32 protein-coding genes, 1 other RNA gene and 1 riboswitch are annotated in these 24,977 nt (G+C 37.7%); of the genes, 20 read left to right on the top strand and 13 right to left on the bottom strand.

From position 1 onward, the window contains the following. Positions 1 to 55: 55 nt before the first annotated feature. Complete coding sequence (recU, locus tag ACWATA_RS17255; protein ID WP_028414076.1) at positions 56 to 655, bottom strand: Holliday junction resolvase RecU; 600 nt, start codon at positions 653 to 655, stop codon at positions 56 to 58. A gap of 73 nt (positions 656 to 728) precedes the next feature. On the opposite strand from recU, the gene ACWATA_RS17250 reads away from it, so the two are divergent. Beyond that, a complete protein-coding gene (locus tag ACWATA_RS17250; RefSeq protein WP_154989271.1) occupies positions 729 to 1,721 on the top strand; it encodes a DUF2515 family protein in 993 nt (330 codons plus the stop codon). Between the two features lie 11 nt (positions 1,722 to 1,732). Here the strand turns inward: ACWATA_RS17250 and ACWATA_RS17245 are convergent, their stop codons facing one another. Next, positions 1,733 to 1,834 carry a hypothetical protein gene (locus ACWATA_RS17245; protein ID WP_016763465.1) on the bottom strand — a complete coding sequence of 34 codons (102 nt, stop codon included), beginning with the start codon at positions 1,832 to 1,834 and terminating at the stop codon, positions 1,733 to 1,735. Between the two features lie 227 nt (positions 1,835 to 2,061). Here ACWATA_RS17245 and ACWATA_RS17240 point away from each other — a divergent pair, with 227 nt between their 5' ends. Together ACWATA_RS17240 and ACWATA_RS17235 are read left to right on the top strand one after the other, a co-directional pair. Further along, positions 2,062 to 2,316, top strand: a complete 255-nt coding sequence (locus ACWATA_RS17240) for a hypothetical protein (protein WP_028414074.1) — start codon at positions 2,062 to 2,064, stop codon at positions 2,314 to 2,316. 45 nt (positions 2,317 to 2,361) lie between these two features. After that, a complete protein-coding gene (locus ACWATA_RS17235; protein ID WP_013056113.1) occupies positions 2,362 to 2,712 on the top strand; it encodes a YppE family protein in 351 nt (116 codons plus the stop codon). A gap of 93 nt (positions 2,713 to 2,805) precedes the next feature. Here ACWATA_RS17235 and ACWATA_RS17230 read toward each other — a convergent pair whose 3' ends face one another. Then, on the bottom strand, positions 2,806 to 2,976 hold the full coding sequence (locus ACWATA_RS17230) for a hypothetical protein (RefSeq protein ID WP_167387310.1): 171 nt from the start codon (positions 2,974 to 2,976) through the stop codon (positions 2,806 to 2,808). Positions 2,977 to 3,101: 125 nt separating this feature from the next. Continuing rightward, positions 3,102 to 3,296, bottom strand: a complete 195-nt coding sequence (locus ACWATA_RS17225; RefSeq protein WP_013056115.1) for a YppF family protein — start codon at positions 3,294 to 3,296, stop codon at positions 3,102 to 3,104. 230 nt (positions 3,297 to 3,526) lie between these two features. Here ACWATA_RS17225 and ACWATA_RS17220 point away from each other — a divergent pair, with 230 nt between their 5' ends. Then, positions 3,527 to 3,940: a YppG family protein gene (locus ACWATA_RS17220; RefSeq protein WP_028414073.1), complete on the top strand. Its 414-nt coding sequence runs from the start codon at positions 3,527 to 3,529 to the stop codon at positions 3,938 to 3,940. A gap of 31 nt (positions 3,941 to 3,971) precedes the next feature. On the opposite strand, the gene ACWATA_RS17215 is transcribed toward ACWATA_RS17220, so the two are convergent. Together ACWATA_RS17215 and ACWATA_RS17210 are read right to left on the bottom strand one after the other, a co-directional pair. After that, positions 3,972 to 4,118: a hypothetical protein gene (locus ACWATA_RS17215; protein WP_340926370.1), complete on the bottom strand. Its 147-nt coding sequence runs from the start codon at positions 4,116 to 4,118 to the stop codon at positions 3,972 to 3,974. Between the two features lie 145 nt (positions 4,119 to 4,263). Then, complete coding sequence (locus tag ACWATA_RS17210; protein WP_473049999.1) at positions 4,264 to 4,632, bottom strand: CotG/ExsB N-terminal domain-containing protein; 369 nt, start codon at positions 4,630 to 4,632, stop codon at positions 4,264 to 4,266. Positions 4,633 to 4,803: 171 nt separating this feature from the next. Here ACWATA_RS17210 and ACWATA_RS17205 point away from each other — a divergent pair, with 171 nt between their 5' ends. The 5 genes from ACWATA_RS17205 (at position 4,804) to ACWATA_RS17185 (ending at position 10,509) form a co-directional block, all read left to right on the top strand. Further along, positions 4,804 to 5,889 (top strand): CotH kinase family protein, encoded by a 1,086-nt coding sequence (locus ACWATA_RS17205; RefSeq protein WP_367077363.1) that lies wholly within the window; start codon positions 4,804 to 4,806, stop codon positions 5,887 to 5,889. 142 nt (positions 5,890 to 6,031) lie between these two features. Further along, the gene (locus tag ACWATA_RS17200) at positions 6,032 to 7,111 is read left to right on the top strand and encodes a hypothetical protein (RefSeq protein ID WP_033578430.1); all 1,080 of its coding nucleotides are present in this window, start codon (positions 6,032 to 6,034) and stop codon (positions 7,109 to 7,111) included. A gap of 69 nt (positions 7,112 to 7,180) precedes the next feature. Continuing rightward, on the top strand, positions 7,181 to 7,843 hold the full coding sequence (locus ACWATA_RS17195) for a DUF2642 domain-containing protein (RefSeq protein WP_340926375.1): 663 nt from the start codon (positions 7,181 to 7,183) through the stop codon (positions 7,841 to 7,843). A 166-nt stretch (positions 7,844 to 8,009) separates the two neighbouring features. Further along, a riboswitch (SAM riboswitch) is annotated at positions 8,010 to 8,127 on the top strand. A gap of 71 nt (positions 8,128 to 8,198) precedes the next feature. Beyond that, positions 8,199 to 9,344, top strand: a complete 1,146-nt coding sequence (locus tag ACWATA_RS17190; RefSeq protein ID WP_028414068.1) for a trans-sulfuration enzyme family protein — start codon at positions 8,199 to 8,201, stop codon at positions 9,342 to 9,344. Beyond that, the gene (locus ACWATA_RS17185; RefSeq protein ID WP_340926376.1) at positions 9,328 to 10,509 is read left to right on the top strand and encodes a trans-sulfuration enzyme family protein; all 1,182 of its coding nucleotides are present in this window, start codon (positions 9,328 to 9,330) and stop codon (positions 10,507 to 10,509) included. The genes ACWATA_RS17190 and ACWATA_RS17185 overlap by 17 nt, the downstream gene beginning before the upstream one ends. Positions 10,510 to 10,543: 34 nt before the next feature. Here the strand turns inward: ACWATA_RS17185 and yoyC are convergent, their stop codons facing one another. The 4 genes from yoyC to ACWATA_RS17165 form a co-directional block, all read right to left on the bottom strand. Next, a complete protein-coding gene (gene yoyC / locus ACWATA_RS17180) occupies positions 10,544 to 10,810 on the bottom strand; it encodes a protein YoyC (RefSeq protein ID WP_028414066.1) in 267 nt (88 codons plus the stop codon). Positions 10,811 to 10,872: 62 nt separating this feature from the next. Further along, a complete protein-coding gene (locus tag ACWATA_RS17175; protein ID WP_099330771.1) occupies positions 10,873 to 11,532 on the bottom strand; it encodes an SIMPL domain-containing protein in 660 nt (219 codons plus the stop codon). 100 nt (positions 11,533 to 11,632) lie between these two features. Further along, entirely contained in the window at positions 11,633 to 13,111 is a 1,479-nt protein-coding gene (putP, locus tag ACWATA_RS17170; RefSeq protein ID WP_047751365.1) for a sodium/proline symporter PutP, read from the bottom strand. Between the two features lie 292 nt (positions 13,112 to 13,403). Next, on the bottom strand, positions 13,404 to 13,949 hold the full coding sequence (locus ACWATA_RS17165) for a YhcN/YlaJ family sporulation lipoprotein (RefSeq protein ID WP_473049997.1): 546 nt from the start codon (positions 13,947 to 13,949) through the stop codon (positions 13,404 to 13,406). 111 nt (positions 13,950 to 14,060) lie between these two features. On the opposite strand from ACWATA_RS17165, the gene ACWATA_RS17160 reads away from it, so the two are divergent. From ACWATA_RS17160 to ACWATA_RS17150, 3 genes are all read left to right on the top strand, one after another. Further along, positions 14,061 to 14,228, top strand: coding sequence for a hypothetical protein (locus tag ACWATA_RS17160; protein ID WP_165573336.1), 168 nt, complete (start codon positions 14,061 to 14,063; stop codon positions 14,226 to 14,228). A 278-nt stretch (positions 14,229 to 14,506) separates the two neighbouring features. Further along, positions 14,507 to 14,710, top strand: coding sequence for a cold-shock protein (locus ACWATA_RS17155; RefSeq protein ID WP_013056130.1), 204 nt, complete (start codon positions 14,507 to 14,509; stop codon positions 14,708 to 14,710). A 104-nt stretch (positions 14,711 to 14,814) separates the two neighbouring features. Continuing rightward, positions 14,815 to 15,003: a hypothetical protein gene (locus ACWATA_RS17150; RefSeq protein WP_028414062.1), complete on the top strand. Its 189-nt coding sequence runs from the start codon at positions 14,815 to 14,817 to the stop codon at positions 15,001 to 15,003. Between the two features lie 270 nt (positions 15,004 to 15,273). Here ACWATA_RS17150 and ACWATA_RS17145 read toward each other — a convergent pair whose 3' ends face one another. From ACWATA_RS17145 to ACWATA_RS17135, 3 genes are all read right to left on the bottom strand, one after another. Further along, positions 15,274 to 15,585 (bottom strand): DUF6509 family protein, encoded by a 312-nt coding sequence (locus tag ACWATA_RS17145; protein WP_047751363.1) that lies wholly within the window; start codon positions 15,583 to 15,585, stop codon positions 15,274 to 15,276. A gap of 160 nt (positions 15,586 to 15,745) precedes the next feature. Beyond that, the gene (locus ACWATA_RS17140) at positions 15,746 to 17,257 is read right to left on the bottom strand and encodes a sensor domain-containing diguanylate cyclase (protein ID WP_473049996.1); all 1,512 of its coding nucleotides are present in this window, start codon (positions 17,255 to 17,257) and stop codon (positions 15,746 to 15,748) included. A 151-nt stretch (positions 17,258 to 17,408) separates the two neighbouring features. After that, a complete protein-coding gene (locus ACWATA_RS17135; RefSeq protein ID WP_013056134.1) occupies positions 17,409 to 17,660 on the bottom strand; it encodes a hypothetical protein in 252 nt (83 codons plus the stop codon). Between the two features lie 121 nt (positions 17,661 to 17,781). Between ACWATA_RS17135 and ACWATA_RS17130 the strand changes: the two genes are divergently transcribed. From ACWATA_RS17130 to ACWATA_RS17095, 8 genes are all read left to right on the top strand, one after another. Continuing rightward, entirely contained in the window at positions 17,782 to 20,052 is a 2,271-nt protein-coding gene (locus tag ACWATA_RS17130; protein ID WP_473049995.1) for a DEAD/DEAH box helicase, read from the top strand. A gap of 4 nt (positions 20,053 to 20,056) precedes the next feature. Then, positions 20,057 to 21,307: a ribonuclease H-like domain-containing protein gene (locus tag ACWATA_RS17125; RefSeq protein WP_221831818.1), complete on the top strand. Its 1,251-nt coding sequence runs from the start codon at positions 20,057 to 20,059 to the stop codon at positions 21,305 to 21,307. A gap of 346 nt (positions 21,308 to 21,653) precedes the next feature. Next, positions 21,654 to 22,124, top strand: a complete 471-nt coding sequence (locus ACWATA_RS17120) for a spore coat protein (RefSeq protein ID WP_074678352.1) — start codon at positions 21,654 to 21,656, stop codon at positions 22,122 to 22,124. A 63-nt stretch (positions 22,125 to 22,187) separates the two neighbouring features. Next, positions 22,188 to 22,739, top strand: a complete 552-nt coding sequence (locus ACWATA_RS17115) for an SLOG family protein (RefSeq protein ID WP_028414057.1) — start codon at positions 22,188 to 22,190, stop codon at positions 22,737 to 22,739. 104 nt (positions 22,740 to 22,843) lie between these two features. Beyond that, positions 22,844 to 23,176: a cell division regulator GpsB gene (gpsB, locus tag ACWATA_RS17110; RefSeq protein WP_013056140.1), complete on the top strand. Its 333-nt coding sequence runs from the start codon at positions 22,844 to 22,846 to the stop codon at positions 23,174 to 23,176. A 63-nt stretch (positions 23,177 to 23,239) separates the two neighbouring features. Then, an RNA gene (rnpB, locus tag ACWATA_RS17105) (RNase P RNA component class B) lies at positions 23,240 to 23,628 on the top strand. A gap of 248 nt (positions 23,629 to 23,876) precedes the next feature. Continuing rightward, the gene (locus tag ACWATA_RS17100) at positions 23,877 to 24,221 is read left to right on the top strand and encodes a lmo0954 family membrane protein (protein ID WP_028414056.1); all 345 of its coding nucleotides are present in this window, start codon (positions 23,877 to 23,879) and stop codon (positions 24,219 to 24,221) included. Between the two features lie 36 nt (positions 24,222 to 24,257). After that, positions 24,258 to 24,884 (top strand): PspA/IM30 family protein, encoded by a 627-nt coding sequence (locus ACWATA_RS17095; protein WP_430080003.1) that lies wholly within the window; start codon positions 24,258 to 24,260, stop codon positions 24,882 to 24,884. Positions 24,885 to 24,977: the final 93 nt, after the last annotated feature.

Raw genomic sequence — 24,977 nt, 5'->3', positions numbered from 1 at the left:
CTACCTTTCAACGCATTGTAAGAGAATGATTTCCGTAAACATATATATCATACTCTTAAAAGTATAATTTATCTATAGTTTTTATGTAATCGATTCTCGGATGGTAACCAAGTTCGATGAAATGTCCTTTTTTTTCAATATCTGCCTTAGGGATTGATTTTCGTCCATCTTTTTTCATGGAATCCCAGTAAGGAAAAAGGAACTGTGCTTCGAACAAGTATATTTCTTGTAAAGTAGAGAACATTAATATAACGAAACAAACCCCGTTTTGTTTCACAATTTGCTTCATATGTTCAATTTGATGTTCATGAAAATTACGCAGAGGAAATGAGGTTTTATTTCTCGTTTCTTTTGCTTCAAAGTCAAGGTGTTTTCCTTTATAGACGCCATTATAATCTGTAGTAGAAGCCTGTTTAAAATAAGCTTCTTTGATAACAGCGGCACTTCTCTTCGGATAGTCTACTTTTACAATTTGAACAGGGGTTGGTTTTTTGTGAACAATGGCTATTCCTTTTGAAACATAGTATTCGTTTGTTTCGTTTAAATCGTCCTCCAGCGTCATACCACGATTGCTATAGCTAGGTTCTAGCTTTTTAGGGGAAGGACTGCTGGTATTCAATGGCTTATAGGCCTTTCCGTTAGGATAGCGAATCATAACCATCACTCCTTTAGTGTAAATCTATTAAACAAACAAATTCTATTATACCAAATCCTACAAATAAAAATAGATGAAAGAAGATGAAGAGATGTCACTCAATAGTTCGGAACAAGCGCTGTTGACGGCGATTAATAAAACAACAGACAAGCTGAATATTGATAATATATCAAGAACCCAAGCTTATGCAACTTTTTATCATAGATATCCTGAAGTAAAGTGGGCATTTCTCGCAAGTATGGTATCGCGCAACGCAGGGTGGAATATGTGTGATTTGCAAGGAGAACCAATGAAAAAAGCGTTATCAAAGCAAACGCGCGATTTATTATTTTTGACGTATGAAAGAGCAAATTGGCTTATTTTTAAAGATGCCTTTCCGCAATTACTATTGTATGCTGTTTCGCGTAAAAAACATGTCTCTTACCTTCATTTACTTCCCTATTTAAATGTTTCATCTTTTATCGAAGAAAAGTGGAGGCAATTTATGCAGAAACCTTGTGAACTGGAGCTTGTTTATGCGTTAATTGTGAATGAGCAGCACGTTATTCAAAAGCCTGTCATTGAACAGCCTTTTTATCAAGATAAAGTATTTAAAAGTATGTTGTTTTTTTTTCAAGATATATTCCACTTTAGCTCCGTCCTTTTTCCTACTACAAAAGGGGAGCTATACGGTTGTTCTGTTCATGATTTTACAAAAGTAAATAACCGGATTGGTTTGGGGAAGAAATTAGCGGCTTTATTATTTCATGAAAAGTATTACCCCTTGTTTTATGAATTTTCTTTGAAAACAAAGCATACGGGGTCGAGATACGATTATGAGCAGTATTTTGTGGATGAAACCAGTTGTACACCTGCACTTCGAAAGGTGTATCCGGTTATTAGACATCATGAAAAAAAGAGAGAAAAGTGGTTTTTAACAAAAAAAGAGGAACAAAAGCTCATGAAAAAGCCGCATTTTCCAAAGAAAGTTCATTTTACAAAGTGGTATCTTCAAAAGCAAAAGCAGCTGCATATATTAATGAAAGTAGCGCAAGTAGTTAATGTAAATAAAAACGGTCACAAGTGACCGTTTTGTTCTTAAGTAGAAGGCTGGTTAGGACCGTTTAACTTTTTAGGATCACCGTAGGTTTTTGTTTCAGGCTTATTTTTAGGCTGTGATTTTTGCTGTTTGTTGGCCATGTCTAGGCACCTCCTATCATGTTGTAATGAACGTTCAGCAGCAGAATGTATCTCCTTAGCTGAAATGTCTATACTAGTGTTTTCAATATGTTCTCTTTCGATTCACCATAAATGAAAATGTCGAAAACATCTTTCTTTGACGAATAGAAACTAGTTTTGTCATGTGTGAAGGGACATTGAATAAAAAAGAGAATACGTTATGCAAAGGAAAATTTGGAGGGATGGCGATGAAACAAAGTATGGTTAGAACAAGCGAAATGATGACTTTATTAGATAGCTTACTAGAGCAAGTAGATCTAGTGGATAAAACGATGTCTACATCTATAAATGAAGCATTTACACATTGTGAAGAAACATATATGGAACAAGTTCATCGCATTGACCAATCGCTGCAAGAAATTGAAGTAGCTGTGTATGAAAGCATGCCTTCCGAAACAGAATGGAGTAGAAGCCGAAGAGAAATGGTTCTTCATACAGTATAAAGATTGTTTATGTTACAATAGTCATCGTAGAGGTGACGAATAACGATGAATGAAGATGTGAAAAAAAGTACGGAAATCATGTTTCAATATAATGAAGTAGCTGTAGAACGATTAGCGTCTATTCAACAGGAAGAAAATTATGAAGTGAAATTTTTTGAAGAAGTAAAACCTTATGGAGATATTTTCTTCAAAGAACTTGATGAATGGGCTAGTCTCGTAACGGAATGGCTGAAGAAAGAGCGACCAAAATATATTCATGTTAATCAAGTAGAGACGTTAAAAGAAAATTTACAAAACGTTGTATTACAGTCATTTTATCCCGAGACGCGAGAAAAGCGATTTAAAAAGATGTATCACTCAAATAAGTATGTGCTCGAGTCGATATTGAATAATTAATCCCGGCCTTCCGTTGAGACTTATAAGGTGGGGATTTTCTATGTATGCCTAAAGAGAAAACTCTTTAGGCATTTTATCATGATCAATAAAAAGTTAATCAAAATCTTTTTGTGATTGGATAGAAACAGCTGGGTGATCTTGTGAAGCAACTGTATCGATATGATAATCAACTTTTTCGGTATGTTTAGAAGCAACGGCGTTATTTGTTTTATTTACTGCACCTTGTCCTTGTTTTTTATGATCAAAATGTTTTCCACGACTCATGAAATAAACCTCCTTTATTGAATACTACGTTAAAGCCTTTATAGTATAAACAAGTCAAAAAAGAAGTATGTGTCCACTTTATAGGAAACAAAGAAACCACCGATTTCTCAGTGGTAGTAAAAAAATTAATCATCTTGTGCACTAAAATCAGGCTTAGTAGCTCCAATTTGTTCGAGTTCACGTACAGCGGCTTTGTAATTCATAGGAGTTAAAAAACCTTTTAAATACTGCTGCTGAGCAAAATCGAGTAATTCATTACTTGACTGCGGCTCATATTGTTTCACCGCAATAAAAGCTTCTTGAAGTTCGTTCACATACATGTAAATTCCCTCCTAATCCCCATTTGTGCCACTACGTATAGGTAGTATCACTTGTTCTTATCGTACCATATATTTAAATAATCTCGTTTTTTTGAAAAATTTAAACTTTCGACAGAAACCTACATATTTTTGAATGCGTTCCCCAAAAGTACAAGTAGACGAACGTCACCTCTTATTTCTGCATACATACTATATATTATGTAATATTAAAAAGGAGGTATTGATTTTGCATGTATACAAGTAAGCACTATCCGTATTATGAGCAACATCAACCAGAACGTTTTGATTTAAGTCAGGTACATCCATTTCCACAGTATCACCAGCAGCCATGGACGGAAGCTTATATGCCGCAACATCCGTACGCTCAGCAACAAATGCCTTTTGGCCCTCAGCAAATTCCCTATATGAACGGAATGTACCAGCAGCCCATGTACAACAATGCAGGTGCGCCTTTTAATCCATATCCTAAAGGTCAGCAGCAAAAGCCTCAGCCATCTCAATTTCAGTCGTTAATGTCTCAGTTTAAATCGAGTGATGGCAATTACGATATGAACAAAATGATGAATACTGCGGGACAGATGATGGGAGCCATGAACCAATTAACATCCTTAGTAAAAGGGTTTTCCGGGATTTTCAAAGTATAAGGACTAGAAGTTGTTTTCTAGTCCCAGCTTATTATTTTTTCTGTTGATTTTTCAAATAGTTTTCTCCAAGAAGTGCAAATACTTCATTGTAGGTTAGTCCAGACTGCGCATTTAAACGTTTGATCTCTTCGACATCTGTTGTTGATGAAGTTGAAAGTTGATGTTTGTTTTTTTTCATAAAACCTCTCCTTTTCTATGTAAAATGAATAACGCTCCATCTTAGTATATTTCCAAATGTTCCTCTTCTATAAGTGGAAAAAAACGCCGAAGACACTCATGGCTCTTCGGCGTTTTTTTTCAATAAAGATGAGTGTTTAGGGAAATTAAGAACGGCGAGAACGACGAGTGCGGCGAGTAGAACGACGAGTGCGGCGAGTAGAACGACGAGAACGGCGAGTAGAACGACGAGAACGGCGAGTAGAACGGCGAGAACGGCGAGTAGAACGACGAGAGCGGCGAGTAGAACGGCGAGAACGGCGAGAACGACGAGAGCGACGAGTAGAACGGCGAGTGCCGCGAGAAGAGCGACGAGTACCGCGAGTAGAACGGCGGCTACTGCGGCCAGTGCTACGAGAAGAGCGACGCTTTCTTGTTAGTGGACCAGCAGTTGGCTCTTGAAACATAAAAGATTTCAGTTCTGTACATTCTAGGGCTTCAGCAGCTTCTTTAATTTTTTCAGGTGTAATATGCAATACAAAAACCTCCTTGTCAATTGGACTAGGTCTTGCATTAATAGAATACGCGCTAATGCTTGTCCTTGATATGAGTCAAAAGTGGAGTTTGCGCAAATAGTTGATGCTGCGGGGTATCATGGAGAATTTACCCTTCATATACTTTAATAATTGAAGAAAGGTGGTCGAATCATGAAGCAAAAAGAAATCCCTCAATACGCTCTGTTTGTGAATGTAAAAGATTTAAAGGAAATGCAAAGAGATATTTGGTCAGAAGAAGCGGTTCAGGCAACGATGAAGTTTAACAAAAAACGCTACGATATTGATTTGCTCCTAAGAGGCTCCCATATTCGGAAGATGAAGAAAAAGTCATATTATATTGAATTTTATTCTCCGAAAATATTTCAGCGCGCCAAAGAAATACACCTAAACGCTGAATACAAAGATCCATCGCTTATGCGCAACAAATTGTCCCTCGATTTTTTCTCTTCTTTAGACGTTTTATCTCCCCACTCTCAGTTTGTCACTCTTAAAATTAATGGGAAAAATGAAGGAATATATCTTCAGCTCGAATCGGTAGATGAACTATTTTTGAAAAAAAGAAATTTAGCGGATGGATCCATATTTTATGCAGTGGACGGAGATGCTAATTTTTCTTTGATGAGCGATTTGGATAAAAGGCCGAAAACAACTTTGTTATCTGGATATGAAAATAAAGCAGTGAGAGAAGGGGATGCGGAAAAATTAGAAAAGTTTATATTTAATCTTAATACGTGGACAAATACAGAATTCGAACAGAATATTGAGAAGTACTTGAACGTCGACCGCTACTTATCTTGGTTAGTCGGTATTATTTGTATGCAGAATTACGACGGTTTTGTCCATAACTATGCGCTCTATCTAAATCATGAAAGCGGGCGCTTTGAACTGATTCCATGGGATTATGATGCAACTTGGGGAAGAGATGTAAATGGAAAAGTAATGGAAGGAGACTATGTCCGCGCACAAGGATTTAATACGCTTACAGCTCGCTTACTGGCGGTGAACAGCATTAAAAAGCGATATATTCAAAAAATGAACAATGTTCTAAATAATCAATTTACGATAGAATACATGAAACCAATCATTTATCAACTGCATGAGTATATTGCTCCTTATGTATTAAAAGATCCTTACGTAAAAGATAACTTGGAGCAATTTTATAAAGAACCCGAATTTATGCTGTCTTTTATAAAAGAACGAACAGCGTATATTAAAAATAACATTTTGACTTTTTAAAAAGAGATAGATTTATAGGCAATTTATAGGCAACAGTGGATTTTGTTAATAATAGGCAAATGCAGGAAATCAATAGCTGTACATGATACGTATATATACATTATGAATGACCAATAAGGACAATTAATAAGGAGGAAAAATAATGAGTAACTATTACTACGACCAAAATCAAGACCAAACTCAAAATGCCAATCGTAGTCGCGCTCGTAAAGTTCAACAATCTGAAAGCACGGGCTACTCTGCCCACTTTAAACCATTAAAAGGGAGAGTAGTAACTGTCTATCGCGGGGGGCCTGAATCTAAAACGGGATATTTAATCGACGTTCAATCAGATTATTTAACGCTTGCTCTTGAAACAAAACAAAATAACAACCAGCAAAATAATCAGCCGGCGCAGCTTATTCCACAACAGCAATATACATTTATTTATTACCAGCTCGCTCATGTTAAAAGCATTACAGAGGATACAAAGTCTAATTCCGCGCAAACATTTTCTGGATTTAATAGTGAAGTAGAACTGCACAGAGCCAACACATTTGCAGGCACTTTATTATTAATGAAAGATAAACAAGTGCAAATAAATCAAGGAGGGCCAGAGAAAAAATTGGGTAAGATCCTTGATGTATTAGGCTCATTTGAATCTGCGTATGTCGTATTACTAACAGAAGATGACGGCGTCGTTTATATCAATGTAGAGCACATAAAGAGTGTAAGTGAAGTTGTAAGCAAAAATACGCCTGTTGTTCCGCAAAATCCATTATTAGTTGAAGAAACACCTGAGTATATTAAAGCGAAAAGTTTCAATGAACTGTTTGAAGAGTTTTCGCATAGATGGGTAGCTATTAACGGTGGAGGGCCAGAGGCCGTAGAAGGTGTGTTAGTTCAAAGTCGCAATGGGAACTTTACTCTTGTACAAAATAATCAAGTTTTACGTTTACAACCAAGACACGTAAAAACCATTGCCTTAGGATCAAAAGGATCTTTCAAGCAAAATGAAGAAAATTCTGAGCAAAATGGAGATACAAATGAAGAAGATTCTGTGCAAGAATCAACTACTGTAGATAGAACCGGAGGTCGCACGGATGGCCGTACTGGAGACCGTACCGGAAGACGTACAGGAGGTCGCACAGACGATCGCTCGGGAGGACGCCGTACGGGTTCACGCTCTTCAACACCAGGTGAAAAAGTTATTAAAACGAAAAATTATCGTTGGAAAGCATGATGAACTGGAACATAAAAGGTGCTTATAAAGCACCTTTTCTATCATATAGGAAAAAGGAGGAGAATGAGTATGAGTATGAATCATTATATCGATAAAATTGTTGAAGTCGATATATCAGGTAAAACATCGTTTGTAGGAAAACTTGTTGATCTCGGGTTAGATGTAATGGTTTTATATAATGGACATGATTATTTGTATATTCCTCTTTTACACATACATCGCTTGCGAGAGGTTTCAGAAGAAGATTATACACCTTTACGAACCATAGAAGAGAACTTAATAGAAGAAAGCCAGCGGATTTCTTATCGTAATATTTTACAGCAGGCAAAAGGAAAATTTATCGAAATTTATGTAACAGGAGGAAAATCATTGCATGGCTATATTACAAGCGTGCTGAATGATTATCTTGTGTTTTATTCTCCAGTGTATAAAAATGTCTTTGTTTCTTTACATCATTTGAAATGGCTTACCCCTTATAGTAATGAGTTAACCCCTTATTCTTTAAGTGACAAAGAGCTTCCAGTAAGGCCTGCCTCTGCACCTTTTGTCAGAAACTTTGAAGAGCAGCTTAAAAAATATGAAAATCAACTGGTCGTATTAGATTTAGGGGATCAATCAGAAAAAATTGGCGTACTTAAAGAAGTTTCTACTAATATTGTTGAACTAATTACGGCAAATGGAGAAAGTATGTATTGGAAGTTAGCTCACGTAAAATCTGTGCACTTGCCTTAGAAAAAGAGACCTCGGTGTCGTCTCTTTTTTTATGTACTTATCAGGACAAGTATATTGAATAAACAAATGAGATGATTTAAATTTTTTAGAAAATTATGTTGACAATAAAGAAAATCTTTATTAAAGTTAGTAACAACAAACGTTAACCACCAACAATTATATAGAACTCTTATCAAGAGTGGCGGAGGGACTGGCCCTGCGATGCCCGGCAACCATCAAATGAAACATTCATTTGAACGGTGCTAATTCCTGTGGAACATCAGTATTGTTCTAACAGATGAGAGAAATCGTGTATAAACGAACACTCTTCCATCTGTGAAGAGTGTTTTTTATTTTGAGTTAAGGAGAGAAATAGATGAAAATTGAAACTTTATTAGTTCGTTCAGGAGTAGGTCGTGACCCTTCAACAGGTTCTATTACAACACCCATTTACCAAGCATCAACATTTGCTCATCCTGCTTTAGGGCAAAGTACAGGATTTGACTATGCACGTACGGCAAACCCTACTCGTACGGCATTGGAAGAAGCAATTGCTGCTTTAGAAAAAGGCGAAGTAGGAGTAGCATTCGCTTCAGGAATGGCGGGTGTAATGTCAGTTTTAGCGCTATTTAAAAACGGAGATCATTTAATTGTATCAGAGGATTTATACGGAGGAACGTACCGAGTACTAAATGAAATCTTTTCAGAGCAAGGAATTACTGTTTCGTACGTCAACACAGCCCATCTCGAGCAAGTAAAAGATGCGCTTCGTCCCAACACGAAAGCTTTATTTATTGAAACACCTACAAATCCAATGATGCACGTGACGGATTTGCCAGAAGCAATTGCGTTAGCTAAACAGCATGATTTGCTTACTATCGTTGACAATACATTCATGTCCCCTTACTATCAGCGTCCTTTAGAGCTTGGAGCAGATATTGTGATACATAGTGCAAGCAAATACATTGGGGGTCATAATGATGTAGTTGCTGGTCTTGTAGTCGCTCGATGTAGTAGCTTAGGAGAAAAAATTCGTTTTTATCAAAATGCAGCTGGGGCAATCTTAGGTCCACAAGATAGCTGGCTGTTATTGCGCGGTATTAAGACGCTAGCGCTTCGTATGGAAAAACATAACGAAAACGCACTGAAAATTGCAAATTGGCTTACTGCTCATGATCTCGTGGAAAAAGTGTATTACCCTGGTCTTGAAACACATCCGGGCTATGAAATCATGAAGAAACAAGCAACTGGATTTGGAGGCATGATTTCTTTTGCTGTCTCACACCCTGACATCGTGTCAGTACTTTTAGAAAATGTTAAAGTTATTACATTTGCAGAAAGCTTAGGAGGCGTGGAAAGTTTAATGACATTCCCAGCTCGTCAAACACACGCTGATATTCCTGAGGAAATTCGAAATCGTGTCGGAGTAACAAACTGTTTACTTCGATTATCAGTTGGAATTGAGCACGCAGATGATTTAATTAAAGATTTGAAGGAGGCATTTGATGCATACCAACAATAATAAACATAGATTTGGTACGAACTTAATTCATGCAAATACAGGAATTGACGGTCATTTTGGAGCGGTTAACGTACCTATTTATCAGGTATCTACATTTAATCAAGAAGATGAGACGAACAACGGCCGCTATGACTATTCTCGTTCAGGAAACCCAACGCGTGAGGCTTTAGAAAACACTATTGCTCAGCTAGAAAATGGATACGCTGGTTTTGCTTTTTCATCAGGTATGGCTGCTATTTCATCGGTGTTATCTATTTTTGAATCAGGAGATGAAATTTTAGTTTCACACGATACGTACGGCGGGACATATCGTGTATTAACACGATTATTTTCAAAGTTTGGTATCAAAACAACTTTTGTTGATACAACGAAGGTTGAGAAAGTAGAAGAAGCTATCACAAAAGATACGAAGGCTATTTATATCGAAAGCCCTTCAAATCCATTTTTACAGGTAACGGATATTAAAGCAGTAGCAAGTTTGGCGAAGGAGCACAATCTCCTTACAATTGTGGATAACACGTTTTTAACACCTTATCTACAGCAGCCGATTGACCTTGGTGTAAATATTGTCATTCATAGTGCTACAAAATATATCAGCGGCCACAGTGACGTCATTGGCGGTTTAGTTGTAGTAAGCGATGAAAAGCTAGCGGAAGAAGTAAAGTTTGTACAAAATGCTTTTGGTGCTATCTTGGGGCCACAGGATTGTTTTTTACTGCTTCGAGGCATTAAGACATTAAAAGTTCGTTTAGATCAGCAGTTAAAAACAGCGCTGCAGTTTGCAAAGTGGCTTGAAGAACAATCTCTAGTGAGCCGTGTATACTACCCAGGCTTAAAAAGTCATCCGGACCACAAACTCATTTCAGAACAAGCAAATGGATATGGAGCTATGATTTCTTTCCAAGTGCAGGATGAAGAAGTAGCACGACATATTTTACAAGGAGTCAAATTAGCTTCAATTGGCGTTAGTCTAGGTGCAGTTGAATCCATTCTCACGCATCCTGCAACAATGTCTCATGCAAGTATCCCAAAAGAAGTACGTGAAGAAAAAGGAATTACTGATTCACTTCTTCGCCTTTCAGTAGGGCTAGAGGAATTCGAGGATTTGAAGCAAGACTTTAACGCTGTTTTTCAAAGCTTAGAAAAAAAAGCGTTAATTAAATAAAAAAAGGACTTCCATTAAGGAAGTCCTTTTTTTGTTATATACAGCTATCTAAAAGGTTTGTGTATAGGGACGTAAGCGCAACTTTTTCATCAGAGGAAAGACTGCTGTTTAGAATTCTTTTTATGCCAAGATGATATTTTACATACGGTGTTTGCCGAACGCGTGGATGAGTCATTTCATCTTTTAAATCTTTCAGAATGGCTTCGTGAAGCTGATCTTCACTTGTCAGGGCTTGTTTAGAAGCGAAAGAACGGTTCAACCATAGGGTCTGATAAGCTGCTAGTAAATGTTCAGAAGTCATTGTGCAAAGAGCTCCTTTAGATTAGTTTCTTCATTATAATAATCTATAGTTTATCATAAGTATTAATACGTGTACGTAACTTTTACAGAAGCGGATACAGTCAAGGACTGAGCTTGGATAGGGGGAGAGGCTGCTAATAACTTAGGCGAGGAGCCAGATGACTGATAGACGGGGCCTTCTTCGATTAAAATGGGGATTTGGTTAATAGGGAGCTGCAGCGTGTTGGCAATGGTAAAGGCCTTTTCTTTAGCGTTAAGCAAAGCTTTACTTATCGCTTCTTGTTCATATTTATCATCATTTGTAACGTGAAATTGAAGATCTTGCGCTACGTTGGCTCCGCTTGAAAACGTAGCGTTATAAACATCGCCAGCTTGTTTTACATCTTGTACTCTTACTCTAAACAAATGCTGTACTTCGTATCCTGTAAGAGTCGATTTTCCATCGCTGTAATCATATTTAGGATTTATAGTGAATGAAGCTGTTTCAATTTGCTGGTCATTGATTCCAAGTTTTTGTATCTCTTGCAGCAGAGTATTTGAAACAGCTGAATTTTCTTTTAAGGCTTCTTGAACGTCTCGGTTTTCCGTGCGCGTTCCAATCGTCATGGAAATTTCATTTGGAATGGCTGAAGCACTTCCTTCACCAGTTACTTTAATTTCTCTATTTTGTGTATCTGCGCGCAGTGGCTGTGTAGGTTCATAAGGGAAATAAGAATGTTGCATGTAAAAACCCTCCTTAATCCGTCTTTAGTACATATATATGACTGCAGGGCTTGCATTAAAAGCAAAAAGTACACAAGTCGTAACTTGTGTACTTTTTTTACTATTTTGTATGCTGTTCTAATACGCTTTCCATGTTTCTAAATTGATCTTCTACAGCTTCTGAAGGCTTTTTTGTTAACAGACTTACTACAATAACAGCCAGCAAGCTTAAGAAAAATCCAGGAATCATTTCGTAAAGGGCATCTTTCAATGGAGTATTTACCCAAATTAATACTGTAGCTGCACCTACAATCATTCCTGCAAGGGCTCCCCATCTAGTCATACGCTTCCAGTAAAGACTTAGTAAAATGGCCGGGCCAAATGCAGAACCAAATCCAGCCCATGCGTATCCGACAAGTCCTAAAATCGTATCACTAGGCTTTAAAGAAAGCAAAATACCAATAATTGCAACACCTAAAACCGCAGCTCTTCCGACTGTTACAAGCTCTTTGTCAGAGGCTTTACGTCGGAAAAATGTTTTATAAAAATCTTCTGTAACAGAGCTTGCCGTTACAAGCAGCTGAGAAGAAATAGTACTCATAATCGCTGCCAATAAAGCTGCATATAAAAATCCAGTAATTAATGGATTAAATAAAACATCAGCAAATTTAATAAAGATTGTTTCAGGATCCCCAAGTTTCATCCCAGTTTGATCCACATAAGCAATTCCAACAAGACCCGTTAACATAGCGCCAATGATTGATAGGATCATCCAGCTCATACCGATACGACGGGCAGGCTTTAATTCTTTAATAGAAGAGATCGCCATAAAGCGAACGATAATATGAGGTTGACCAAAATAGCCAAGTCCCCAGGCTAAAAAAGAAATAATCCCTACTACGGTTGTACCTTTAAATAAATCAAGGTAAGTTGGATCGATATTTTTTACAATATCCATTGTTGTTCCAACGCCTCCTAAGTCAGTAAAGGCTACAATAGGCACTAAAACAAGGGCAATGAACATAATAACGCCCTGCACAAAATCTGTTAAACTAACGGCTAAGAAACCGCCGAACAGAGTATAGGCAATAACGACAGCAGCCGTTACAAATAGTCCTATTTGGTAATTTAAACCAAATGCCGATTCGAACAATCTTCCGCCTGATACCATACCAGCTGAAGTGTAAAGAGTGAAGAAAATAAAGATAACAATCGCTGATACTGTTCGAAGAACCTTGGCATGGTCCCCAAAGCGATTTTCAAAAAAGTCCGGAATTGTAATGGAGTCATTCGCTACTTCCGTATAAGTGCGAAGACGCGGAGCGAGGATTAAATAATTTAAATAAGCACCAATAGATAAACCTACTGCAAGCCATAAACTTGAAAGACCTGTCACGTACATGGATCCAGGAAGGCCCATTAACATCCATCCGCTCATATCTGAAGCACCTGCTGAAAGCGCAGTAACAGCCGGACCTAGTCCGCGTCCGCCTAGCATGTAACCCGATACGTCTTGAGTTGTTTTTTTGTAGGCATACCATCCTATTCCGAGCATTCCTACAAAATAAATGCCCAGTGAAATATAAACACCAATATCCACCAAATCTCCCCTTTATGCATTTTTTATGCATGAAACGAGCACTGCTCGCCATGCAAACATCTTATGGTTTCTAAAACTAACAAACTTTTCCCTTACTATCAACCCACAAAACCGTAAAATACATGAGGCGAAAATCCCCTATCCCTCTATAATAAAGAAATGAAAACGCTTTCAAAATAAAATAAAATAAAAATATTCAGAAACTTATAAGTGCATTTTTTATGCAATATTTTATGCAATGGGTAAAATAAAAAGAGCATTTTATAAAATGCTCTTTTGACATTCATGTATATTAGCGTGAATTTGGAAACACGCGGCGAACAACTTCTGAAAACTCGTCAAACAGTCCAGAGACTGGTTTACCCGTTTGAAGCTTGTCTACATATCCATTCATACGGTTTACAAAGTCGGGGTTTGTTGATACAAACACTCGATGAACACTGCCGTCGGCTTTTCGTACTTCGTGTGCAATCTTATGCTCCATATCTTTTGTGAGATTGCCTTCTTTGTTATCGTCTAATACAGCTGCTACATAAGCTGTATGGTCGGTTACGATTACGTTAGCATCTTTTACATTTTTTAACGCTACGATACGATCAGCTGCCACATCGGCTACTCTCATTCCGCCGGACTGATTGTACTGTTCTTTCTCATTACGCTGTACGTCTTGCGTATTATTTACGTTATTCATTTTCGTTTTATTGTTTCCATTTTCATATGTGACGTTGCGGACTGTATTATCGTCAATGACGCCATCTTTACCTTGATCTGCTGTGCTGCAGCCGAATAAAGAAAGGGTCGTCATGCAGCCTACAACAAACAAAAACGATTTCTTCATGATAGTATCACTCCTTATAAGTTTTAACCTTTCTTATAATTTGTTAAAAACGTGTGAAGCATACATGAAAAATATAAAAAAGCCTATACTATCGAAAAAGGAGGAATATGTATGAGTGAAATCCGACAAAGCATATTTGTGCTTCATACAAAAGAAGAAAACCATGAAGAAACAACAACGTTTGCGTTAACTTCAGAAGAAGCTAAGCTATTATTTGAAACTCTGCAAAATAAACGAAAAGAAATTATCGACGCCCATATTGATAACATGTTGACGTAAGGAAGGTAAATATCTTGTAAAACAGATGAGCCATATGTTGAAGGTGGCCAAATATTTGCATTCTACATATAGGTATAGTATAATGTAAACGCAACCAAATATAATTAATACTATGTTTTGACCATATACTCGAATTAGATTTAGTGAAAATTCACTTGTTATAAAGGAGATCTACTTCGCGTAGGTCTCTTTTATAATATGTGAATTTTTTATTTACGGTATAAATGTAAATATAGAGTAACATATTAAAATTTTTACATTTTTTGGAGGTTTTTTACATGGCTACTACAGGTACAGTAAAATGGTTTAACAGCGAAAAAGGCTTCGGTTTTATCGAAGTACCAGGCGAAAATGATGTATTTGTTCATTTTTCAGCTATCCAATCTGAAGGCTTCAAAACATTAGAAGAAGGCCAAAAAGTTGAATTTGAAATCGTTGAAGGCCAACGTGGACCTCAAGCGGAGAATGTTGTAAAATTATAATTCAACGCTACATATGAAAGCTGCCGATTGGCAGCTTTTTTTGTGCGAATTTGTTTTATTTGTATGATTAAGAAAATAGATTAAAGTAGGGGAGAAGGGAAGGCGTGAGTTCATTTCATTGCTGTGCCACATGTCAACATTTTCAAAGCATTAAATTGGATAAGGGAATGAAGTATCAATGCAAGAGACTAGGCTATGAAACTCGTCCTGCTTATCAGTTTACATGCTGGGAACCAAAAGAAGTAGTTAAAAAGCTAATGGAAAAACGAAATCAAAAAGATATTGATACATAACGAAATCGATCCCATCTAAAGACGAACAAATGGAATGGATTCTCTAGTATGAATTGCTTGTTACATAGCTGTTGGTTTCCGTGCAAGACTGCGCTTTCCGCGGGCGGGCGCTGAGCCTTGCCCTCCAATCAACAGCTATAAGCACCTACATACATGAAACCTAAGTTCATCATCACTACGAAAAAATCCGAACGAGTTGGATTCTCCATCAGGAATCTCAATTCATCGTTCGGATTTTTACTAAACTACTTTTGTTCCAGCCGCTTTTAATTATTCCTCGTTATCTGTCCCTTCCTCTGAAGGTAAATGCTTCCCGCAAAACTCTTTGACAGCTGCTTCTTCCTCTTCTTCTAGGTCGAAGTCTAATACTTTATTTGTTGAAACTTCGTAGAAATGAGTCTGGGCAATAGAAGTGTTATCTTCGCCTTTAATATATACTACGCGTAGTGCTAGGTCGCTGCCGGTATATAATTCATCCTCTTCTTCTACCTCAATGTATAAATGAAATTCATAGCGTTCACCTAGAAGGAGACCAAATGGATCCTGCAATTGTTCAGCTGTATATTCTTTAATTGTAAACATATGTACGTCCTTTCCATATATCAGTAAAATACTTGCATCATCTATTATAGTTTTTCTTTGCAAAGAAAGAAAGTGCATGCGTAATTCATGCACGGATTTATTCCTTGGTCATTCTATTTAGCGAATCTACTTGATGCGATGGCGCAAGGACTTCGATGGTTTACTTAAAGATGGAAGAAACGCGCGTATGTTTTTGCTTGTACATGGCAGCATCTGCTTTTTGAATTAATGTATCTAGGTTGGTGTCGTCTGAAGGCGCACATATAATAAACCCGTAACTCGCAGACAGTGCATATGGCTTCTTACATTCTTTCTTTTTATCTTCTAGCTGATTATTAATATTTTGCCACAGCTCGTGTACGTATTCTTCCGTTTGTTCAGGAGCAATTAATAAAAACTCATCACCTCCGTAGCGAAAGAGCGTATCATTCTTGCTAATATAACCACTAATTGATTCTGCTATTGTTTTAATAAGCCAGTCGCCTTCTCTATGACCGTATTGATCATTTACTAGTTTTAAGGAATTAATATCGATAAAACATAATACAAAAGATGTATCATTGGTTTTAGCTCTCAGCAGTTCCAGCTGCAGTTTTTCCATTCCGCTTCTTCGATTTAAAATTCCGGTTAGCATATCAGTTGAAGCGTGCAAGCTCAATTCATGCTCAACCGCTTTTAAATCGGTTATATCGGTAATACCTGCGAGTATGCAGCTTTCGCTTTGATACTCTAGTAATTCATAATTGATCATAACCCACTTAGAATCTCCATGTTCACGTGCTTCTAGGATGTAGTTTTTTACATGCTTTTCTTGTTGAAGACGTTTTAAAATCTCCTCTCGATCTTCATCAGTAGGGTAGATTATAAATCCGTCTAGTTGATCAAGATCTTGAGAAGCAAGATTGTAAAAATGAATAGCTTTATTGTTAATGAGCAGCACTTTGTGGTCGGATAATCTCGTTAATAGTAAAGGATAGGGATTAATTTTGAACAGCGTAAAAAAATTATGTTCGCTTTCTTTTAGCTTTAAATGATTCATATATTCTTTGTGACGGTATGTATAGAGAATATATGAGATAAGCAAAGCGATAGCAACTGCTGCAGTTGTATTGATCTGCTTTGAAATAAGAGAAAAAGAATCCGGTACATATCGTGATAAGCCATATAGTAAAAAAAGATGGTTAGGAATAAAAATAATGCACAGATGTTTTAATTTCATAGGACATAAAACAGCTGTGGAAATCAAAAGCATCATATAGACGTCTATGCGACCTGTGAAAAGCTGGCTGTTAATAGTAGAAAGTGCTGCAGCAAATACGTAATAAAATATATAGCCATATACCATGGTGCTTAAGTAGTTAGCAAATCGCTCTTTTCTTTTACTAAAATAATAGAAGAATAAATAAAGAGAAGAGAGAGCGAAACTAGTGAAATGAATACCAATTAGTGTATGTCTAAACTGAGATGTCCCCGCATGTTGAAGTAAAGAAAACCCTATATAAATATAAAGAGGGTAGGAAATGACAAGAGCAAGTGAAACTAGCTTGACTCTTTGTTGAAGCATTTCTGCATTCGTTTTATCGAACATTTTATCTTCATTAACTTCTCTTCCTGAAGGGGAACGAAATTTCTTCAGAAAGGAGAAAGGTAAAAGCGAAAGAAGAAATGACATGACCATCATCTCCATATCTTTTTTTAGGTATTTTAGCATGTTTGTATAAGAAAAGACATGAATTTTTTAGATGAAAATGTCTGCTTTTCCATCAAGAAAAAGCACTAAGAGTTATAGGAGTAAAGGTGAGACCAAAGGGCCCCACCTTTTTTTATTGAAGTTTATTTGATTCAGCATGCCGTACAAACATGGTTTCATCTTCTACTAAGCCGCAAGCTCCACACTGAATGCGTTTTTGGGGTCCGTTATAAGCAGCGTGAAAGGCATCGAGCGTATCGTTTGTGTATTCTTCTACGACGTCTCCGCTTCTTGGGTCCATTTTTACAGGTTTTGCATTTTGTTCAATGATATTAAAGCGCGTTCGATTTGTTTTGCAGCTAGGGCAAAGATAAGGGCTTCCCATTTTTAACATCTCCTTGAAAAATTTACTGTATTAATACCATGTCCGAATCCACCAAAAACATACAAAAACTTATGGTTTTCTATCGAACGTTCATTCGTTAAAATAGAAGCAGGTGATGAAAATGAGAATACGAAAAAACTTACAAGAAGTAATAGATATCTTGCAAACGAATCCATCGTATCAGCAAAATATTGTTCATTGGCATACAATCGAAGAGAAAGAAGCTAAAACTGCGCCATTTCCAGCTTCTTTGCATACGAAACTGCGGGAAGCACTTGAAAAACGAGGAATTGGTTCGCTTTATACGCATCAAAAAACAGCGTTTGATTTGGCGACAGCTAAGAAGAATGTTGTGGCCGTTACGCCAACAGCCTCGGGGAAAACACTGTGCTACAACTTGCCGGTACTGCAAAGTATTATGGAAAACGATCAAGCTCGAGCTCTTTATTTGTTCCCAACAAAAGCGCTTGCCCAAGATCAAAAAAGTGAATTAAATGAAATCATTGAAGAAATGGAAGTGCCAATCAATAGCTACACGTATGATGGAGATACTCCGGCAAATATCCGCCAAAAGGTGAGAAAAGCAGGGCATATCGTTATTACGAATCCGGATATGCTTCATTCAGCTATTTTACCTCATCATACGAAATGGGTATCACTGTTTGAGAATCTGAAATACATTGTGATTGATGAACTTCATACGTACCGCGGTGTTTTTGGAAGCCACGTAGCCAACGTTATCCGCCGGTTAAAGCGAATTTGCCGCTACTATGGAAGCGATCCTATCTTTATTTGTACATCAGCGACCATCGCTAATCCAAAAGAACTCGCTGAACATTTAACGGGAGCTCATGTTATGTTAGTAGATAACAACGGAGCGCCTAGCGGCCGCAAACATTTTATTTTTTATAATCCGCCTATTGTGAATAAACCTTTAAACATTAGAAGAAGTGCTACGCTTGAAGTGCGAAATATTGCAGGAGAGTTTTTGAAAAATAAAATTCAAACGATTGTATTTGCACGAAGCCGAGTACGAGTGGAAATTATTTTAACGTATCTGCAGGAGCTCGTAAAAAATCAGCTTCAACATAAGTCTATTCAAGGGTATCGAGGAGGATATTTGCCGAAGCAGCGACGCGAAATAGAAAGAGGACTTCGAGAGGGAAGTATTTACGGGGTAGTCAGTACGAATGCTTTAGAGCTAGGAGTGGATATCGGGCAGCTGCAGGTGTGTGTAATGACAGGTTATCCAGGCACGGTTGCAAGCGCTTGGCAGCAAGCAGGACGAGCAGGAAGACGTCATGGAGAAGCCGTCATTGTGATGGTCGCAAGTTCAAGTCCGCTTGATCAGTATATGATTCAGCATCCGGATTACTTTTTTAGCAGAAATCCAGAAACAGCTCGAATTAATCCTGATAATCTTGTTATTTTAGTCGATCATTTAAAATGTGCGTCCTATGAGCTGCCGTTTAAGCAGGGAGAAACATTTGATGGGGTAGAAATTGAAGACGTGCTGGAGTTTTTGCAAGAAGAACGAGTGCTTCATTTTAGCGGAGATAAATGGTACTGGATGAATGATTCCTTCCCAGCTCATAATATCAGTCTGCGCTCTGCATCCCAAGAAAATGTTGTCATCATTGATCAATCGGACGTTGCAAATGTGAAAGTAATTGGAGAAATGGATCGCTCTAGTGCTATGACTCTTCTTCATGATGAGGCGATTTACTTGCATCAAGGCATTCAGTATCAAGTAGAATACTTGGACTGGGATGAGAAAAAAGCGTATGTTCGTGAAGTCGATGTAGATTATTTTACCGATGCAAACTTGGCGGTTAACTTGAAGGTTCTAGAAGCTGATAAAGAACGACTGGAAGGGACATATTCAATCAGTTATGGCGATGTAATGGTCAGCGCCATGGCGACGATATTTAAAAAAATAAAGTTTGAGACGCATGAAAACATAGGGTCAGGGCCCATTTCACTTCCGGAAGAAGAGCTTCATACAAATGCCGTGTGGCTAAGCTTTGAAAAAGAACAGTTTCACGAATCTGAAGAACGATTGGAACAAGCTCTTATTTCCGTGGCAAATGCCATTCAGTCAATTGCACCGCTTATGGTGATGTGCGATCCGTCTGATTTACATGTAGTGCCTCAGATAAAAGCGGTGCACAATGAACAGCCCACTATCTTCTTATATGACCGATACCCGGGAGGCATTGGCCTAAGCGATAAAGTATACGAACAAATGAATGGTGTGCTAAGTCAAACTAATCAATTAATTGTAAATTGTTCTTGCGAAAGCGGCTGTCCGTCCTGTATTGGTATGGAAGCACAGGGAGAACACGCGAAAAGCGATGCGCTCGTACTGCTACAACAACTGCAAAGTAGGTGAACTCGTGTCTTTTAAAAATAAATTAAACCGTATGAAAAAGCATCTTCATGTTACAGAAGCGAAGCCTCCGGTTGAAAGTAACCCCCAGCGATCTAAGGGCGCGTCTATTCCCTATGAGCAGGAATGGAAGGGAAATCATGCTGCGCCTTACTTTGCCGAAGACAGCTACTGTATGATCAGAGAAGTGGTTTACCCGCTCGACTACAAGCATGGACATTATGAATTTAATGAGCTGAAAAAAGTAGTGGAAGTATGGAATCAGTCTACAGTTGCTCATCCGCTTTCATCAAAAGGCCACACATATTCAGATTTGTTTTTCTTTGATACGGAAACGACGGGGCTTAGTACAGGTACGGGAACGACTATCTTTTTGCTAGGATACGCAAGGGTGTTAAAAGATTCCGTCGTTTTTCGTCAGCATATATTAACCGAGCCAAGTGGAGAAGTAGCATTTTATGAAAGTTTTTTAAAAGAAGTAGACTACACGACGCTTGTGACTTATAATGGGAAATCTTTCGATTGGCCTCACGTCAAGACTCGCCATACGCTATTGAGAGATCATTTGCCCAAGCTGCCTAAGTTCGGTCACTTTGATTTACTGCATGCGTCAAGAAGGCTGTGGAAACATAAAATGGGTTCGGTTAAGCTTGCGAATGTCGAAAAAGAAATACTTGGAATTGAACGAGTTGATGATATTCCGGGTTTCTTAGCTCCCATGATTTATTTTGATTTTATTGAAACGAAAAATCCAAGAGGCTTATTCGACATTATGAAACATAATGAACATGATATTTTATCGCTTATTACCTTATACATTCATTTATCAAAACATCTCCTTACTAGTGAGGAGTTTACAGAAAAAGAAACATATGAAGTGGCAAGGTGGTATGAGCAGTTGGGGGAGAACAAGCACGCTTTCTCTCTTTATCAAGGCGTAGCGGAAAAAGAAAAAGAAGAGCATGAAAAAGCTCAGCTAGCGATGGCTTATCATTATAAAAAAGAGAAGAGTTGGAAAGAGGCAGTGGACATGTTTGAACCCTTGGTTCAAACATGTGAAGGTGACGTCGCTATAGAAGCACTGGTTGAGTTAGCTAAAATTTATGAGCATCGTCTCAAAGATGTTCAACAAGCACTTCTATATACTGAGCTAGCCTCGGAGAAGTGGAATCAACTCAAGGGAATGACGAAAAAAACGTCGAAGGAAGCGCTTGAAAAAAGACTTCTTAGATTAAAAAATAAATCAGCTAAAGGATAGGCTTCAGCTGATTTATTTTAAAATATTCAGAATTATTATTCTTTTGTTTTCGTAAACGTTTTATATTGTTCTATTTTTCAGTCATTGATAAAATTAGTCAATGTAAGACGTATTCTTACAGCTTAAAAACAGAACTTTGGTGAGATGGAGAGAGGCCTCATGAAAAATGTGATTTTAGTATCATTTTTCGCATTAATTTGTTTAACAGTAATTGTCTTAAGCAGTTTGAAAAATTCGTATAACTCCTTTATGTAGGTCAAAAATAGGTGTTTGTCTTAGTACATGTACATTACCCTTCACATATTGTAATAGTGTAATAACTAAACAGTGAAAGGGGAAAAAGGATATGTATCCAAGACCAACAAAATGTATGCCACCAATTGTGCATCCAACAAAATGCTGCACACAGTTTACTTCTCAGGAGGTAGTTGTACCTCACATTCATCCAAGTCATAATACATTGGTGAATCATACAAATGTGAAGCACGTGCATTACTTCCCGCAAACACAATCTGTTGTAAATGAAACTTCAAATCAACAGTTTTTTGGCGGCGCGCAGCAATATCCAACTCAAGTAGGTGGAGCAGGCTATCCAGGTCAAATGGGAGGCTACCCAGGTCAAGTAGCAGGTGCTGGTTATCCAGGTCAAATGGGAGGCTATCCAGGCCAAGTAGCAGGTGCTGGTTATCCAGGTCAAATGGGAGGCTACCCAGGTCAAGTAGCAGGTGCTAGTTATCCGGGACACAAAGGTTGCGGCCAAGGAAGCTGTCATACAAAAGGCGCGCATCAAGGACCTAATTCAGGGTATTTTAGATAATGTACGTTAATAGGAGCTGATTACATCAGTTCCTATTCTATTTTGTTACAAAGGAGTTATATAATGAAGGTGCTAACGGTTACTGGTTATAAGCCATTCGAACTTGGAATTTTTAATGAAAAACATCAAGGCATTACATACATAAAAAAAGCGCTCTATAAAAAATTACAGGAATTAGTAGAAGATGGATTAGAATGGGTATTGATTAGTGGCCAGCTAGGAGTAGAGATTTGGGCAGCAGAAGTGGTATTTGATCTGCAGCTCGATTATCCCGAGCTTCAGTTAGCTGTTTTAACACCATTTTTGGAGCAGGAAGAAAAATGGAATGACGTCAATAAAGAATTGTATGAATTCGTCTTAAGTCAAGCAGATTATGTAGATAGCATCACAAAAAAGAAATATGAAAGTCCAGCACAGTTTCGGTTGAAAAATCAATTTTTAGTAGAAAAAAGTGAAGGTATTTGTTTAGTTTACGACGAAGAGCACGAAGGAAGTCCTAAATATATGTTAGAAACGGCTAAAAAGCGTGCTGAACGAGAAGAATACCCTATTATAATGGTGACGTCTCACGACTTACAGGATATCGTGGATGAAGAAAAATTTTCGTCTTTTTAACGCCACTTGACGAAACATTTTAAAAGATAAATTGACATTTGAAGCTATTTTTGAAAAAATGAATTATAATAAAGATAAGGTTTATCGTATTCGAGGTGATAGAGATGTTAGCTGATAAAATTCGTTTAACGGCCAAAGAAATTTTAGAAAAAGAATTTAAAACAGGCATGAGAGGCTATAATCAAGAAGAAGTAGATAAGTATCTAGATTCTGTTATTAAAGATTATGAAGCATTTCATGAAGAAATTGAAGCATTACAAACTGAAAATTTACGCTTAAAAAAGCAAGTAGAAGAGTTATCTAAAAAGCCGCAACAACCTTCGTTTACCCCGCCGCCGGCTCAACAGCAGCAGCAAGCGGGTACGACAAACTTTGATATTTTAAAACGTTTGTCAAACTTAGAAAAACATGTGTTTGGAAGTAAATTATACGAATAACCTAAAAATAGGAGTTGCATTCAACTCCTATTTTTATTATACTAAGGAAAGTCGTTATCAATAACGTTCGGGTAATTGCTGCATCACATATGAGGATGTAGAGGAAAGTCCATGCTCGCACAGACTGCGATGTCTGTAGTGTTCGTGCCTAGCGAAGTCATAAGCTAGGGTAGCTGTTAAAAGCTAACGGCGGGGAAAAAGCCTAAGTCTTTTTAAGATATGGCTTGACTACTCTGAAAGTGCCACAGTGACGAAGTCTTATCAGAAATGATAAGAGTGGAACGAGGTAAACCCCTCGAGCGAGAAACCCAAATAATGGTAGGGGAACTTTCTGGAAGGAACTGAACGGAAGGAAGGACAAAATGGTTACATTTTGTAGATAGATAATTGCCACCGGAGTACGAGGTAGCTAGCCGCTTGCAGTACAATGGTACAAAACATGGCTTACAGAACGTTATTGAAAAGCAATCGACAATAGTTGTTATACACTATATTTTAATCCAACCCAGCTCTTCATATAACGGAAGAGCTTTTTTTATGTCAAAATGACAGCTTATCATAAGCTGTCATTTTTTTTGTACAATCAGGCTGAGCTTGTTGTCAGCCTCAGGTCTTAGGAGAAAATAAAGCTCTAGCTCGTTTTGAAAAAACGTTATCATCCTTAAACTAAGTATATAGAGAAGCGAAAGGAGGAAACAAAATGAAAAAAGTTGGTTTGTTTTTGATTGGAGCGGTAGCTGCTATCGTTCTTCTTGCAAATGCTGGCCCCATGGTAGGACTTGCGCTTGGCTTGGTTATTTTGTACGTAGCATTTAAAGGGTTTGTTAAAGCAGAGACCCCCTTTAAAAAATGGTTCTGGGGGTTTATTGGTGTCGTCGTACTCTTAACAACCGTTTCAAACCTTCCGGCTCTTGCTGGTATCATCGCAGCAGTAGTACTTTACATTGTATATAAAAAGTGGAACAGCAGCAGGCCTATAAAAATGGAAAAAGAAGATCCGTTTAAGCACTTTGAACGTCAGTGGGCTGACTTAAATCAAAAATAATAAAATTTCACTTTATTATCTAAGGAGATGAACAAAATGAGAAACTTATTTACTCGAATGAAAGAAACGATTTCTGCAGACCTTCATCAATTACTTGATCACAAAGAACAAAAAAATCCAATTGCTGCGTTAAATCACTATTTGCGCCAATGCGAGCAGGAGACTGAAAAGGTAAGGCAGCTTGTTGAGCGGCAGCACATGTTAAAAGAGCAGTTTAATCGCGAATACCATCTGGCACTTGACATGATGAAAAAACGTCATGAGCAAGCACAAGTGGCGCAAGCAGCTGAAGAAGCAGAATTACATGAATTTATTGTAAAAGAGCATGCTCACTACGAAGAGAGAGCAAAGCGTGTAAAAGAATCTTATGAAGATGCATCCAAGCAGTTAGAAGAGCTTGAACAAAAGTATGAAGAAATGAAGCATAAGGTAAAAGATATGCATATTCGCCGTATGGAACTAATGGGGCGCGAAAATATTGCCCGTGCGCACCATCGTATGAATTCAGTAATGAAAACGGAAGCATCTTATGCGTCCTACAGTCAGTTTGACGAAATGGAAACCTATATTGACCAGCTTGAAAATCAAATTAATACAAATTACTACAGACAAACGGTAGACAGCAAGATTGCTGAATTAGAAAAAAGAGTAAAATCATCGTAAAAAATCAGTGTTTCTGCATAAAACATGGTATTCTAAAAAAGGCGTAGGTTTCTGCGTCTTTTTAAGGTGAGAGAATAGATATCTGCAGCATCC

The organism is Priestia sp. USM5 (assembly GCF_058323215.1).
This window is presented reverse-complemented; position numbering and strand designations above follow the sequence as displayed.